General features: G+C 65.1%; 12 protein-coding genes. 3 read left to right on the top strand and 9 right to left on the bottom strand.

Annotated elements, in window-relative coordinates:
* Nucleotides 1-5: 5 nt before the first annotated feature.
* Nucleotides 6-710 carry a DUF1045 domain-containing protein gene (locus tag L6637_RS18945; RefSeq protein WP_237859648.1) on the top strand — a complete coding sequence of 235 codons (705 nt, stop codon included), beginning with the start codon at nucleotides 6-8 and terminating at the stop codon, nucleotides 708-710.
* Nucleotides 711-847: 137 nt separating this feature from the next.
* Here L6637_RS18945 and L6637_RS18950 read toward each other — a convergent pair whose 3' ends face one another.
* From L6637_RS18950 to L6637_RS18970, 5 genes are all read right to left on the bottom strand, one after another.
* On the bottom strand, nucleotides 848-1,786 hold the full coding sequence (locus L6637_RS18950; protein WP_237859649.1) for a dihydrodipicolinate synthase family protein: 939 nt from the start codon (nucleotides 1,784-1,786) through the stop codon (nucleotides 848-850).
* Between the two features lie 113 nt (nucleotides 1,787-1,899).
* Nucleotides 1,900-3,981, bottom strand: coding sequence for a methyl-accepting chemotaxis protein (locus L6637_RS18955; RefSeq protein WP_237859650.1), 2,082 nt, complete (start codon nucleotides 3,979-3,981; stop codon nucleotides 1,900-1,902).
* A 124-nt stretch (nucleotides 3,982-4,105) separates the two neighbouring features.
* On the bottom strand, nucleotides 4,106-4,876 hold the full coding sequence (locus tag L6637_RS18960) for an enoyl-CoA hydratase (RefSeq protein WP_237859651.1): 771 nt from the start codon (nucleotides 4,874-4,876) through the stop codon (nucleotides 4,106-4,108).
* 12 nt (nucleotides 4,877-4,888) lie between these two features.
* Nucleotides 4,889-5,362: a MarR family winged helix-turn-helix transcriptional regulator gene (locus tag L6637_RS18965; RefSeq protein ID WP_237859653.1), complete on the bottom strand. Its 474-nt coding sequence runs from the start codon at nucleotides 5,360-5,362 to the stop codon at nucleotides 4,889-4,891.
* Nucleotides 5,363-5,409: 47 nt separating this feature from the next.
* Nucleotides 5,410-6,018, bottom strand: coding sequence for a TetR/AcrR family transcriptional regulator (locus L6637_RS18970; protein ID WP_237859655.1), 609 nt, complete (start codon nucleotides 6,016-6,018; stop codon nucleotides 5,410-5,412).
* A 141-nt stretch (nucleotides 6,019-6,159) separates the two neighbouring features.
* Here L6637_RS18970 and L6637_RS18975 point away from each other — a divergent pair, with 141 nt between their 5' ends.
* Both L6637_RS18975 and L6637_RS18980 read left to right on the top strand, forming a co-directional pair.
* Nucleotides 6,160-7,422 (top strand): HlyD family secretion protein, encoded by a 1,263-nt coding sequence (locus tag L6637_RS18975; RefSeq protein WP_237859657.1) that lies wholly within the window; start codon nucleotides 6,160-6,162, stop codon nucleotides 7,420-7,422.
* A complete protein-coding gene (locus tag L6637_RS18980; RefSeq protein WP_276575747.1) occupies nucleotides 7,364-8,989 on the top strand; it encodes an MDR family MFS transporter in 1,626 nt (541 codons plus the stop codon). Before L6637_RS18975 ends, L6637_RS18980 begins: the two co-directional genes overlap by 59 nt.
* Nucleotides 8,990-9,104: 115 nt before the next feature.
* Here L6637_RS18980 and L6637_RS18985 read toward each other — a convergent pair whose 3' ends face one another.
* The 4 genes from L6637_RS18985 to serA form a co-directional block, all read right to left on the bottom strand.
* Nucleotides 9,105-10,766: a tannase/feruloyl esterase family alpha/beta hydrolase gene (locus L6637_RS18985; protein ID WP_237859660.1), complete on the bottom strand. Its 1,662-nt coding sequence runs from the start codon at nucleotides 10,764-10,766 to the stop codon at nucleotides 9,105-9,107.
* Nucleotides 10,767-10,845: 79 nt separating this feature from the next.
* Nucleotides 10,846-12,300: a GntP family permease gene (locus tag L6637_RS18990; RefSeq protein ID WP_237859662.1), complete on the bottom strand. Its 1,455-nt coding sequence runs from the start codon at nucleotides 12,298-12,300 to the stop codon at nucleotides 10,846-10,848.
* A gap of 3 nt (nucleotides 12,301-12,303) precedes the next feature.
* The gene (locus tag L6637_RS18995; RefSeq protein ID WP_237859664.1) at nucleotides 12,304-13,323 is read right to left on the bottom strand and encodes a patatin-like phospholipase family protein; all 1,020 of its coding nucleotides are present in this window, start codon (nucleotides 13,321-13,323) and stop codon (nucleotides 12,304-12,306) included.
* Nucleotides 13,324-13,433: 110 nt separating this feature from the next.
* Complete coding sequence (gene serA, locus L6637_RS19000; RefSeq protein WP_237859667.1) at nucleotides 13,434-14,678, bottom strand: phosphoglycerate dehydrogenase; 1,245 nt, start codon at nucleotides 14,676-14,678, stop codon at nucleotides 13,434-13,436.
* Nucleotides 14,679-14,714 lie beyond the last annotated feature (36 nt).

Raw genomic sequence — 14,714 nt, forward strand, 5'->3', positions numbered from 1 at the left:
TGCGGATGACAGGCTTCCCCCGCTACGCGATCTATTTTGCCGCCGGCGCCGACAACGCGCTCTCGCGCTTCGGCGCCGAGCTGCTGGGCTATGATGCCTACACGGGTGACGAAGTGCCCTTTCCCGGCGACGCCCTGCGCGTCGCCGCCGACTGGCACGACGTCACCGCCGATCCCCGCAAATACGGTTTTCACGGCACGCTGAAGGCGCCGATGGCGCTGGCCTCAGGCAAGACCGAGGCCGAACTCGTGGCGGCCTGTGCGACATTCGCCGGCAAGGCGCGCCCGATCCCGGTGATCCGCCCAATCGTCGATTCCATCAGCGGCTTCATTGCCGTCATTCCGGCCGAGCCGGGCGACGCGCTTCAACAGCTCGCCGCCGATTGCACCCGCGATTTTGATTGCTTCCGCCCTATCCTCACGGCGGAAGACCGCGCGCGTCGCCGACCCGAAAAGCTCAGCGAGCGGCAGCGTGAGCATCTTGACCGCTGGGGCTACCCTTACGTGATGGAAGAATTCCGCTTCCACATGACCCTGACCGGACGGCTCGATGCGGAGCGCCGCGGCCCGATCCTGGAGATGCTGCGAGCGAGATTTGCGGGGCTTGGTCTCGATACGCTGGAGATCGATCGCATTGCGCTGTTCAAGCAGGATGATGCGAAGGCGTGCTTCCGCATCATCAGCGAGTGGACGCTGGCACCGGTCTCGTAGGGCGGGCAAAGGCGCAAAGCGCTGTACCCACGTTCTTTTTTCAAAAATACGCAGGTCGTGGGCACGCTTCCGCTCCGCTTTTCGAGCTACGGCGGACAAGCCGCTTTGCCCACCCTACAAGGGCTGAGCGCGTGGCTCTACTTCCCCCACCGCAGCGCCAGCGCGTCGCGCTCCTTGGCGAGCTCCAGCAATCCCGCCCTCGTCGCCGGATGCAGCGGTTGCAGCGGATGGCGGACCATATCCGACTTGATCACGCCCCCAGCCTGCATCATCGCTTTGCAAGCGATCAGGCCGCATTGGCGGTTCTCGTAGTTGATCAGCGGCAGCCAGCGTTCATAGGCGGCCTTCGCCTTCTCTCGATCGCCCGCGAAATAAGGATCGATGATCTGCCTGATACCGTCGGGATAGCCGCCGCCGGTCATCGCACCGGTCGCGCCCGCGTCGAGATCGGCCATCAGCGTGATCGCTTCCTCGCCATCCCAGGGGCCCTCGATCTCCTTGCCGCCCACCTCGATCAGGCTGCGGAGCTTCGCGGCCGCGCCGGGCACTTCGATCTTGAAATAGCGGATGTTGGAGAATTCGCGCGCCAGCCGCGCCAGCAGCTCGACCGACAGCGGCGTGCCCGCAACCGGCGCATCCTGGATCATGATCGGGATGTCGATCGCGCCCGAGAGCACCTTGAAGAATTCGACGATGCCCTTCTCCGGCACGCGGAAGGTGGCGCCGTGATAGGGCGGCATCACCATCACCATGGCGGCACCGGCGGCCTCCGCCTGCTTGCTGCGCGCCGCGCACACCGCCGAGCTGAAATGAGTGGTGGTGACGATGACGGGCACGCGGCCGGCGACTTGCTCCAGCACCGCATGCATGACGCTCTCGCGCTCGGCATCGGTCAGCACGAACTGCTCGGAGAAATTGGCAAGGATGCAGATGCCATGCGAGCCGGCATCGATCATGAAGTCGATGCAGCGGCGCTGGCCCTCGAGATCGAGCTCGCCGCGCTCGTCGAAGATGGTGGGTGCGACCGGAAACACGCCGCGATAGGGGCGCTGGGCCTTATGTGGGGTGACCGGCATCGAAATTATCTCCCTGTAGTCCCGTCCGTTAGAGCTTGGTACCGCTACCATTTACAGGTCGCAGGCAGGCGCGGCAATGCCGAACCGCGTTCCGTTGAGCCGGGAATGAGGCCTTAAGCGGACTTTACGGCGCCGAGGAAGCCTTCCACCGCGACGCGCAGGCGGTCGGCGTCGGCCGACATCTTGGTCACGGACTGGAACAGCACCGTGCCGGCATTGCCCGTCTCCTGGTTGAGCTGGGCCACGCTGCCGATGGTGTCGGTGACCTCGCGGGTGCCCTGGGCGGCATGCTGGAAGTTGCGCGAGATCTCCGTGGTAGCCGCGCGCTGCTGTTCGACCGCGGCGGCAATGGCCGTCATCTTCTCGTCGATGCCGCTGATGGCGCCCCCGATCGAACGGATGGCGGCGACGGCCTGGCCGGTCGCGCCCTGAATCTCCTCGACCTGGCGCGAGATTTCTTCCGTCGCGGTCGCGGTCTGCGACGCTAGGCTCTTGACCTCGCCGGCAACCACAGCAAAGCCGCGGCCGGCTTCGCCGGCGCGGGCCGCCTCGATGGTGGCGTTCAAGGCGAGCAGATTGGTCTGGCCGGCAATGGCGTGGATCATCTTCACGACTTCGCTGATACGGCCGGCGGTCTGGTCGAGGATTTCGACCGTCGCGTTGGTCTGCTCGACCTGCGACACCGCTTCGCGCGCATCGCGTGCGCTGGACTGCACCTGCGCGGAGATTTCGCCGACGGAGGCCGAGAGCTCCTCGGTCGCGGCCGCGATGCTTTCAAGATTGTTGGTGGCCTGCTCGGCGGCGGAGGAGACCGCGGCCGTCTGGCTGCTCGATTCCGACACCAGCGTGCGCACGTCGGTCGCCGTGGCATCGAGTTCCTTGGCCGATGCCGCGACGCTCTGGATCACCGCCTGCACGGTGTCGTCGAAGCTCCGGCACGCCTCGTCGACGGTGCCAGAGCGGGCCAGCTGCAGCGCCTGCTGCGATTCGCGTTCCTGGCCGAGACGTTCCGCGGTGGCCGCGCTCTCGCGCAGGCTTTCAAGCGCGGCGGCCATGGTGCCGAACTCGTCGGGATAGCGGGATTGCGGAACCGGCGTCGCGTAGTCGCGTGCGCTGATCCGGGCGATCGCGTCGAGAATGGCGCGGACCGGACGCATCAGGCGATTGCGCACGACATAGACGCCGGCCAGCGTCACGGCGAGCGCCGCCAGGAACGCCAGCGACTGCACGATGAGATTGGTCAGCGCCTTGGCCTGAACGGTCTCGGCTCGCGCGATCGACTGGTCGAGCGCCTTGGTCGCGACACCGACAATGAGCGGGAACGGCGACTGGCACAGCGCATTCCAATCCGCCGCCGCCATCGCCGGCTTGCCGCTGCCGTCAAAGTTCTTGGTGAGATCGCCGATCTGCTTGAGAACGCCGTCGGTTTTGGCCTTCGCCTCCTTGGCCGAAGTGGCCAGTTCCGCGGTCACATCTGGCGCGGCCAGCAACTCGGTCATGCCGGCCCAGCCGGAGGCGATGGTGCCGTCCCATTGCGCCAGCGAGCGCTTCTGGGTGTCGTCAAGCGGCTTGCTGCTGTTGACGTTCGAACGCAGCACCGAGCAATGGATGCCATAGCGGTCGCGCACCTGCCAGGCGAGGCGGCGGACCTGGATCATGCGGGCGATGAAGGGATCGTTCATCCAGGCCCGGTTCGACACTGCGGTCGAGGCGAGATTTGCGGTGTCGATCACCTTGGTGACGGCATCGTACCAGGAGTTGGTCCGCTCGATCTTGCGCTCGGCGCGCGGACGCTTGGCTTCATCATAGAACAGCTGGAATTGCGGCGCGGCCTCACCCCAGCCCTGCTTCAGCTTGCTTGCCAGTTCATCGCGGCGGGCAAAATCGATCGTGGCGAGGGCGGCGCTGATGCCCTCATAGCCGCCCTGCTCCGCCTTCTCTGCCTCGGCGAGCTTTGCGCGCGGATCGTCGTCGCCGAGGATCGCGCTCTGGGCATCGCCGCGATTGTTGCGCAGGGACAGCACGCCGTGGAAGATCGCCTTGTCGGCGGCGGCGAGCCGCGCCGTCTCGAGACTGTCGTTGTAGCGGCCGAAGGCCCCGACCATCTGGATCGCCGTAGAGGCGAGCGCGCCGGCCGCCAGCAGGGCCATCAAGGTCAGGAGGAGCGAGCTTACCGATTTCTTAAACATTGCCATGGGTCACAAGGGGCCTACTTCCAGGAGAGGCCACCTTGCATCGCGACATGCCAATGTTCCGTTAAGGGTTTAGTCAAATGCAGGTCGTTCGCGATTTGCCAAACCTTTTGTCAGGTCCGCATCGTCAAGAAACCTTCGTGAAATCAGGCGGACGCCGCTCGGCGAACGCCGTAAACGCCTCGCGCGCCTCGGCCGTGCGCAGACGCTTCGCGAACTGCTCGCCCTCGGCCTGCATTTGCGCCACCAGCGCCTCGCCGTTGCGCATCAGCTTCTTGGTCGCGATGAGCGCGCCGGCCGGCTGCCGGGCCAGACGCTGGGCGAGCGCAAGCGCCTCGGTATCGAGCTTGTCGAGCGGCACCACGCGGTTGACGAGGCCCCATTCCAGCGCGGACTTGGCCGGCACGGTCTCGCCAAGTGCAAACATCTCATAGGCGCGGGCATAGCCGATCCGCGCCGGCATCAGGAGGCTGGAGGCGGCTTCCGGCACCAGCGCCAAGCTGACGAAGGGCGTCGACAACTGCGTATTCTCGGCAAGCACGACCAGATCGCAATGCAGGAGCATCGTGGTGCCGACGCCGACGGCACGGCCCTGCACGGCGGCAACAAGGGGCCGCGTGCAACGCGCCAGCGACTGGATGAAGCGTCCGACATTGCGGCTGCCTTCGGACTTGCCTGACGCGACGGCGGCGAATTCGCCGACGTCGTTGCCCGCGGTGAACATGTCGCCCTCGCCGCGGATCAGCAACACGCGCACGGACGGGTCGGACTCGGCGGCTTCGATGGCGTCGGCAAGCTTGCCGTACATCGCATCCGTCAACGCGTTCTTCTTGTCGGAGCGCGCCAAAGTGAGCGTGAGAATTCCGTTGTTGTTTTCAACTCGCACATGCTCGGTCATGAGTATCTCCTCTTATTCATCTGGGTCTCTTGTCACGTCTCTTATGGAGTCTCTTGGAAACTTGTCCTGAATGCTGGTCAGCCAACGCGCGACGACATCGATCTCGGCGCTGGTAAATCCTTCCGTCAGCGCGGCATTGATCGCGGCCGTATCGGCTTTCGCCTGCGCCAGTACATGGCGCCCTTTCGGCGTCAGCCACACGCGCCAGGCGCGGCCGTCGTCGTGATCAGCGCGCCGCTCAACCAGCTTTGCCGCGGCGCTGCGATCGACCAGGCCCGAAATGCCGGCCGGGCCGAGATCAAGCGCCGCACCCGCCTCGCCCATCAGGACGCCGTCCTGCTTGCCGAGGATGAACAACAGCCCTGCCTGCGCCGGCGTCACCTCGTTTTGCGGCTGCGCCGCCATCCAGCGCTGCAATCGCCGTTGCGCGACGCTCAGGAGGTAGATCAGCCGGTGATGCCTGGCCTCAGGCAATTTCTTTCGCATGCGAAACATATATTGGGACGACGGCCTGTTGTCAAAGCCTGTCGTCGCTAGCGCGACGCCCCGCGGCAGCCGTCGAGAAGAGTTGCGGCGCATACCCGTGCCCGCTTCTCGATTTCCTTGCGCGAGGGCAGCGTCAGGCAGGCGTAGATCGCCGCGCGCTGCGGCGCCGACACCATCATGCCGATCATCATGCCGGCGGCTTCATCGACATTATCAAGCGCGAGGCGCTTCTTCTTGACTTGATCGCGCAGCCAACCCGCCAGCGCCGCCGCGGTACGCGCGATGCCATCCCGGTAAAAATTCGCAGCAAGGTCGGGGAACGTCGCCGATTGCTGCAGCACCATGCGCTGCAGCGACACGACCTCCGGATCGAGTGCGAGATCGGCACAGGCGACCAGCACGGCAGCCAGGCTGGTTTCGATGTCGGCCTGGTTGTTGGCCTGGAGATTGACGTCGGAGAGCAACCGCTCGAGCCTGTCAGCGCACATGGCTTCGAACAGCGCCGCCTTGCCGGGAAACAGCCGGTAGAGAGTCTTGGTGGAGATGCCGGCGCCGCGCGCCAGCTCTTCGGTGCTGGTTGCTGCGTAGCCGTCGACCGCGAAGGCGTGCCGCGCGGCCTCGATGACGATCCGCTTCGTCTCTTCGTCGCTGCGCACCGGCGGCCGCCCGCGCGGACGACACTCTGATGACGGTTTTGCCTGAGCCATGTTTTTAAATGATGCCTGTCATTCGATTGACAGTCCCAACGCTAATCCTATTTTGGAAATCGTCAAGTTTCCTAATTCAGGGAGGCGGCGATGACCGTCCATACCAACCCGACCAAGTCCGATGCCGCCGTGGTTCCAACACCTGCACCAGAAGGTGTTTTGCCTGTCACGCAGAAACCCGCGCCCCGCCAAAAGCTGAGCTTTCGTAAGCTGTTGCTTGCGGGAGTGGCGCTCGCCGCCCTCACCGGTGCCAGCTGGTATGGCTACGATTACTGGACCATCGGCCGCTTCCTCGTCTCCACCGATGACGCCTATGTGAAGGCCGACAACACCACCATCGCGCCGAAGGTCAGCGGCTATCTCGACCGCGTTCTGGTCGGCGATAACGAGCATGTGAAGGCCGGCCAGGTGCTGGCGCGGATCGACGACCGCGACTTCCGCGTCGCGCTCGACCAGGCCAAGGCCGACGTCGCCGCAGCGAATGCGACGATCGCCAGCAAGCAGGCGCAGCTCGACGTTCAGGATGCGGTGATCGCCGCAGCCAGGGCGACCATCGATGTCGACACCGCCGCAAAGACTTTTGCGCAGCAGGAGAACAAGCGTTACACCGATCTCGCCGCGACTGGTTATGGCAGCGTGCAGAATGCGCAGCAGGCGCAATCACGCAACGCCGGCGCCGAAGCTGCGATCCAGCGCGACACCGCCAACCTCGCCTCGGCGCTGAAGCAGGTCGAGCTGCTGAAGGCCGAGATCGCGCAGGCCAACGCCGCGGCCGCCCGCGCCGCCGCGCTTCAGCATCAAGCCGAACTCAATCTCGGCTACACCACGATCGTCGCGCCGATCGACGGCGTCATCGGCAACCGCACGCTCCGTGTCGGCCAGCTCGTGCAGGCCGGTACGCAGCTGATGTCGATCGTGCCCGCCGAGGGCGCCTATGTCGTTGCCAATTTCAAGGAGACCCAGCTCACCCATGTCCATGCCGGACAAGAGGTCGAGATCGAGGTCGATACGTTCCCGGGCCAGGTGGTGCACGGTCATGTCGATTCCATCGCGCCGGCCAGCGGCCAGGAGTTCGCCCTGCTGCCGCCCGACAACGCCACCGGCAACTTCACCAAGATCGTGCAGCGCATTCCCGTGAAGATCGCGCTGGACGCCGAGACCGCGCCTGCGATCGAGCTGCGGCCCGGCATGTCCGTCATCCCGACGATCGCAACCCGTTCAGCGCCGACCGCGCAAGCGGCAACGACGCCCTCAACGAAGCCCAAAGCCAAGCTTGTTTCCGGAGGGTCGTGCCATGTCAAACAGCCTCTCAATCTCGACGCCAGCACCAGCCATATCGGCCGCGACGCCTAATCGCGCCGCCGCCGATCCTAACAGAGCAAGTGCTACGGTCTGGATCGCCGTCTTCGCCGCGATGATCGGCGCCTTCATGGCGATCCTGAACATCCAGATCACCAATGCCTCGCTGCTCAACATCGAGGGCGGCATCGGCACCGGTGTCGACAACGGATCCTGGATCTCGACGTCGTATCTGATCGGCGAGATCATCGTGATCCCGCTGACCGACTATCTGTCGCGGGTGTTCTCGTTCCGCAACATCATGCTGAGCTTTGCCTCGCTGTTTGCGGCGTTTTCCGTTGCCTGTGCCTTCACGCACGACCTTCCCTCGATGATCGCGATGCGCGGCTTCCAGGGCTTCTTCGGCGGCGTGCTGATCCCGATGGCCTTCACGCTCGTCTTCACCAAGCTGCCGAAGGGTCAGCAGCCGATCGGCCTCGCCATGTTCTCGCTGGCCGTAACGTTCGCGCCCGCGATCGGTCCGACCATCGGCGGCTATCTGACCGAGAATTACGGCTGGCAGACCATCTTTTTCGTCAACCTGCTGCCGACTGCGGTCATGGTGAGCATTCTGTTCCTCACCCTGGAACGTGCTCCCCTGAATCTCGGATTGCTGCGTGAAGGCGACTGGTTTGGCATCGCCACGATGGCAGTTGGCCTGGCCTCGCTGCAGGCCGTGCTCGAGGAAGGTAACAAGAACGACTGGTTCGGCTCACCCTTCATCGTGCGGCTTGCAATCATCGCCGCGATCAGCCTGTCGCTGTTCATCACCATCGAGCTCGTGGTCGAGAAGCCGCTGCTCCGCCTCCGCCTGCTGACACAGTGGAATTTCGGCGTCGGCACTATCGCTGCGGTGTTCCTCGGCTTCGCGCTGTTCGGCTCGGTCTATCTGCTGCCGGCCTATCTCGGCCAGGTGCAGGGCTACAATGCCGAGCAGATCGGCAATGTGCTGGCCTGGACGGGCCTGCCGCAGCTGCTGTTGATCCCGCTGGTGCCGAAGCTGATGCAGCGTTTCGACACCCGCTACATCGCTGCCGTCGGCCTGCTGCTGTTCGCCGCCAGCTCGTTCATGAACATCATGATGTCGGTCGACTATTCCGGCGATCAGTTCTTCATTCCGAATGTCGTCCGCGCCGTCGGCCAGGCCCTGACGCTGGCGCCGCTGTCGGCGCTCAGCCTCGGCAGCGTCGCGCCGCAGGATGCGCCTGCGGCCTCCGGTATCTCCAACATGATGCGCAACCTCGGCGGCGCCATCGGCACTGCGGTGCTCGCGACCATCGTCACCAAGCGCGAGCAATTCCACTCCAACATCATCGGCCATTCCGTGACGCTCGGCCGCGAAGAGGTCCGCACCCGCATCGCGCAGATGACGGATTACTTCATCGCCCACGGCGTGCCCGACCCCAACGCCGCCCGCGAGCAGGCCATCATCGCACTCGGTAAGACAGTGAAGCGCCAGGCGCTGGTGATGGGCTTCTCCGACACCTTTGCCGTGATCGGCGTCGTGCTGGTGCTGGCTGTGATCGCGGTGCTACTGACGCGGCGGGTGAAGGCGGCGGGCGGAGGGGGTGGGGCACACTAGCAAGAGATGGTCGTGCCCGGGCTTGTCCCGGGCATCCACATTCTCAGTGCTGCGTGGCAAAGCGTGGATGGCCGGGGACATGCCCGGCCACGACGCTGTGGAGATTGTCGGCGCCCTACGGCGCGCAGGTGAAGCTCGCAGCCGCGGTCACAGGGCCCGACTTGTAATGCGGCCAGGCCGGCCAGCGGCACAGCGGCATCGCGCGCGTAACCGCAAATGACGGCGCTTCGACTTTCTGCTCGGTGACCTCCAGATCGCCCGGCGCCGTGCCCTTCTCGACCCAATCGACCAGCGCGGTCAGCATGTCGACATTGGCCGGCGCGCCGGAGCCGACATGATCGACACCGGGCGCGGTGTAGAGTCGGGCAAATTCCGCGGTCTCAGCCTTGCCGAGCTTGCGCTCGACGCTCTCGAAATAGCGGATGCCGGCATAGGGGCTCTGCGCGTAGTCGGCCAAGTGCTCGAGCATGATCAGCCGGCCGCCGCGAGCGCGGAAGCGGCTGAGATCGGGATCGGTCGAATCCATCAGGCTGGAGACTTCCAGCAGCCGCGCCTTGTGGTCCTCGACCTTGTAGGTGGTGACGTCGAGCTTCGGATCGCGCGCGAACACATATTGAATGCCGCCGGCGCCGTAAATCCAGGCGATGCCGTTGTTCGGCGCAGGCGGCTGCGCCGGCGGTGCGGTGCCGAGCCACCACGCCATCCAGCCGCCGGTCGGCCCGATCGCCGGTGTATCCTCGCCCGACACGCCCCAGCCGGGATAGTCGTCGAGGCCGTTGGCCAGCGTGAACGGGAATTTGTAAGTCGCGTGCAGCGTATCGATTGCCTTGATCTGGGCGTCGGTGAGACATTGATCGCCGCTCTTGCCCTCGGTGCAACGTAGCGTCTCGACCTTGAACGCCGTCTTGCAGCCGACAGGATCCTGCACGAGCGCGTCGTCGGAACCATCGGCCTTGTCGCAAGCGGCCCGCACGGCGTCACCGACCAGCTTCACCTGCGCCGGATTGATCCAGCCCCCGCCCATGGTGACGAGGCCGGAGCGGGTGCCCGCATGCTGCAAGCCGACCCAGTTGATGACGGGCACGCGTGCGAAAATGCCGTCGAAATCATCGGGGTAGCGCTGCGCCATGGTGAGCGCTTCGCGCCCGCCTTCGGACGAGCCCATGAAGTACATCTTGTCCGGCTTCTTGCCATAGGCGCGCTGCATCAGCGCCACCGCGGCGTCGCGCACCTTCTTGTAGGCGCGGTGGGCAAAATTCTCGAACGCTTCGTCATTGAGCGCGAACAGCTGCGGCGGCTCGCCGGGCTTGGACTCATGGCCGGAATCGGTGCCGTAGGTGGCGAAGCCACGCGCCAGCGGCGACGGCTTGTCGAAGGGATAGGCCGGCGGCAACCCGAGGCCGGTGATCAGCACGCCGTTGAAGCCGCCGCCGCCATATTGCACCGAGCGCCCGTTCCATTCGACAGGCAGATTGACCTGGAATTTGACCGGGGGCGCCTTGGGATCAACGGACTCGATATGGCCGAGTACCTTGCAGAAGGCAGGATTGGCCGGCGCGATGCGGCCGGCCGGCGTCGGGCCGCGTTCGGCAACGGCCAGTTGCGACGGCGACTGCAGCGCCGCGGAGTCGATCTTGACGGCATCGCCACCGCCGACGAGGCTCTTACAGACGTTGTCTGCATCCTCCGCCAGCGTTACCGCGAATGCGCTGGTCGCACCCAGCGCAGCTGTCGCACCCACGAACATTGCACACAGCTTCGCGCTCTTTCGCGTCATCGTTTCCACCCGGTCTTCTTTGTTTTGTGTCCGACAGTCGGCTGCATTCAACGCAACCTTCGCGACTGCGTCAATCGTCTTAGAACGATCCCAGCACACTGCCCAAGGCGATCACGGCCACCAGTGCGAGCAGCGACGTCACGATGCCGACCATCACGATATCGAAATAGCTGTCGCGATGCGTCAGGCCGCAGATCGCGAGCAAGCTCACCACCGCACCGTTGTGCGGCAGGATATCGAGCGTTCCCGAACCGATCACCGCAACGCGATGCATCAGGGCAAGGTCGATGCCGGTCCGTGCGGCGAGATCGACATAAGTGTCGCCGAGCGCATCGAGAGCAATGGTCAGGCCGCCTGACGCAGAGCCGGTCAGCGCGGCCAGGATGTTGGTCGCGACCGCCAGCGAGACCAGCGGGCCGCCTTCGATCGCGAGCACCCAGTCGCGCACGGTCGTGAATGCCGGCAGTGCGGCAACGACCGCGCCGAACCCGACCAGACTCGCGACGCTGAAGGCGGGCAGCACCGAGGCGTTGGCTCCGGCGTCCATGGTCTGCCGCAACGCCGGCAGACGGGACCAGTTCAGCACGATGGTCGTGACGATGGCGGCGGTCAGCGCCACCGCGACCGACCACACGCCCGCAACGGCAGCGAGCGACGTCCCGCCAAAACGCTGCTCGGCAAGGTAGCTGACATCGAGCCGAGGCAGGACCACGAGCGACATCAGGAGATTGACGGCCACGACGACGATCAACGGCAGGACAGCATTCAGAACCGGCGACGCTTGGTCGCTGCGATGGCCATGTTGCAGCTCCGCTGGATCAAACTCCCGCGCCGTGGTCGCACGTTCGCGCACGAGCTCGTCGGACGCAGCGCGCTCGGTCACATCCTCGACTTCGTCACCATAGCCCTCCCCAGCGCGCCGCGCCTTGGCTTCCGCGCGATGCAGCCACCACAAGCCTGTGCCGAGCATGATCAGGGAAGCGACAATCCCGAGGCCCGGTGCGGCAAAGGGCGTCGTGCCGAAGAACGGCATCGGGATCGCATTCTGGATCGACGGCGTGCCGGGCAAGGCCGACATGGTGAAGGTCGACGTCCCCAGCACGATTGCAGCCGGAATCAGACGCCGCGGAATTTCAGCCGCACGAAACAGCGAGCGGGCCATCGGCACGATGACGAAGAACGCGACGAACAGGCTCACGCCACCGTAAGTCACCGCGGCGCCGGCCAACACGACCGCAAGGATTACGCGGCGCTCGCCGAGACGCTTCGCCATGAACGCGGCAACGGACGTTACCGCGCCGCTGTCATCCATCAGCTTGCCGAACACGGCGCCCAGCAGGAAGATCGGAAAGAACTGCGCCAGAAATGCCGCTGCATTCGTCATGAAGACCTGGGTGAGGTTCGCCAGCAACGGCTCGCCGCCAAACAACGCGGCCACCAACGCAGCGAACGGTGCGAGCAAAAGCACGCTCCAGCCGCGAAACGCGAACAGCACCAGCAGGCCGAGCCCGACGAGCAGGCCGAGGAGACCCATGCCTCAACACTCCGCCAGGAGAACGTCAAGATCGGCGGTCGATTGCCGGCCGACATCGGCGCCGTGCTCGCGGAGAAACGCATCCGCGGCCAGGCGACCCTCGGCTCGGAGCATCGAGACGAACTCCCATTCTGCATTGAGCTTCGACGAGGCGCCAAACTTCGCCAGCATGTCGCTCTTGACCCGGTGCGTCCGCATCTTCGCCCAGCGCGAACCCTCGCCGCTGCCGGGATCGGCCGCTTGGCGTAGCAGCGCGATCATGCGCAGCTCCTTCATCAGCGGCGAGTTGAAGGAGATTTCGTTGACGCGATTGAGGATCTCCGCCGCGGTGCGTGGCTCCTCCAGCCGTTCGGTCGGATTGATCTGGACGAGTATGGTGTCGTGCGCATCACTCTCGCGGACCAGCGGCGTGATGGTGGGGTTGCCGGCGAAGCCGCCGTCCCAGTAAGGCTCGCCGTCGATCTCGATCGCGCGAAACATGGTAGGCAGGCAGGCCGATGCGAGCAGCACGTCTGCCGTGATCTCGGCGTTGCGAAAGATTCGTCCGCGCCCGGTGCGCACCCGCGTCGCCGTGATGAAGAGCTGGATCGGCGAGCGCGCCAGCCGTTTGAAATCGATACTCTCGGCCAGCACTGCGCGCAGCGGATTGTAACCGGTCGGATTGAGATCGTAGGGCGACAGCACCCGCGACATCAGGTCGGTGAAGATGTAGAAGGGCGAGGTATCGAGCGTCCAGCGTCCCATCAGCCTGTCGAACGGTGAGCGCTGCAATGGGCTGAAGGCAGCAGCCTTCGAGACACGGCGCCAATATCGTTCCAGCGCCTCGCGCGCGCCCTCTGCTCCACCAGCCGTCCATCCATCAGCCAGCACCGCCGCATTCATTGCGCCAGCCGATGTGCCGGAGATCGCGGCGATGGTGAGCCACTTCTCCTCCAGCAGGCGGTCGAGCACGCCCCAGGAGAAAGCGCCGTGCGAGCCGCCGCCTTGAAGTGCGAGATCGATCAGTACGGCGTCGCGTTCCATGGCGGACACTCACGCAACTGAGGCTCAAATTCGACGTGATTGGAACACGTCGAAGACGATACAGTTTAGAGAGTTTAAGCCGGACAATGCAACCGGAACGTGACGGCGCGCTAGTGCTCGAACACCAGCCGCGCGCCAACCGTGCCTTCGAGTGCACGAATCTGCGCCAGCAGCGCGCCTGAGTCCTGGCCACCGAGGTCGGCATCGAGCACGACGTAGCCGAGGTCGCCGGCGGTCTCCAGATATTGCGCGGCAATGTTGATGTCGCGCTGGAGGAAAACCTCGTTCAGCCGGCGCAGCATGCCCGGCACGTTGCGATGGACATGGCTGAAACGGGCGCCGGACGGGCGCAGATGCAGCTGCACCTCCGGGAAATTCACCGCGCCCATGGTCGAGCCGGTGATGAAAAAGTCGACCAGCTTGCGCGCGACCTCGCCGCCGATGCGCTCCTGCGCCTCCTCGGTCGAGCCTCCGATATGCGGAGTGAGGATGACGTTATTGAGGCCCTGCACCGGGCTCTTGAAGCGCTCCGAGTTCGACGACGGCTCGACCGGGAACACATCGATGGCCGCGCCCGCAATGTGGCCATCGCGCAAGGCGCCCGCGAGCGCGTCGAGATCGACCACCGTGCCGCGGCTGTTGTTGATCAGGAACGAGCCCGGCTTCATCGCCCGCAGCTCCTTCTCGCCGATCATGCCCGCGGTCTCCGGCGTCTCCGGCACGTGCAGGCTGACCACGTCGCTCTGCGCCAGCAGCTCTTCCAGCTTCTCCACCGGCTCGGTGTTGCCGTGGCGAAGCTTGTCGGTGCGGTCGTAATAGATCACCCGCATGCCCATGGCTTCGGCGAGCGTCGAGAGCTGCGAGCCGATATTGCCATAGCCGATGATGCCGAGCGTGCGGCCGCGGACTTCGCGGCTACCGGCCGCGGACTTGTCCCAGCCGCCCTCATGCGCCGACACCGAGCGCGGGAAGATCTGCCGCAGCAGCATCACGATCTCGCCGATCACGAGCTCGGCGACGCTACGCGTGTTGGAGAACGGCGCGTTGAACACGGGAATGCCGCGCTTGCGCGCCGCCAGGAGATCGACCTGGTTGGTGCCGACGCTGAAGCAGCCGACCGCGAGCAGCCCGTCGGCGGCTTCCAGCACCTCGTCGGTGATCTGGGTGCGGGAGCGGATGCCGAGCAGCGACACTCCCTTGAGCGCCTGGCGCAGGGCATCGCCATCCAGCGCCTTGGTCAGACGCTCGACATTGGTGAAGCCTGCGCCCTTGAACAGATCCACGGCGCTATCGTTGACACCTTCAAGCAGCAGCGCCTTCGCGCTCCGCTCAGGGCTTTGGCCTGGGGCTGGCATGGAATCTCCTGAAATGACGGCTTTGCCGCAGCTCTT

Source organism: Bradyrhizobium zhengyangense (assembly GCF_022012435.1).
GTDB classification, from domain to species: Bacteria; Pseudomonadota; Alphaproteobacteria; order Rhizobiales; family Xanthobacteraceae; genus Bradyrhizobium; species Bradyrhizobium zhengyangense.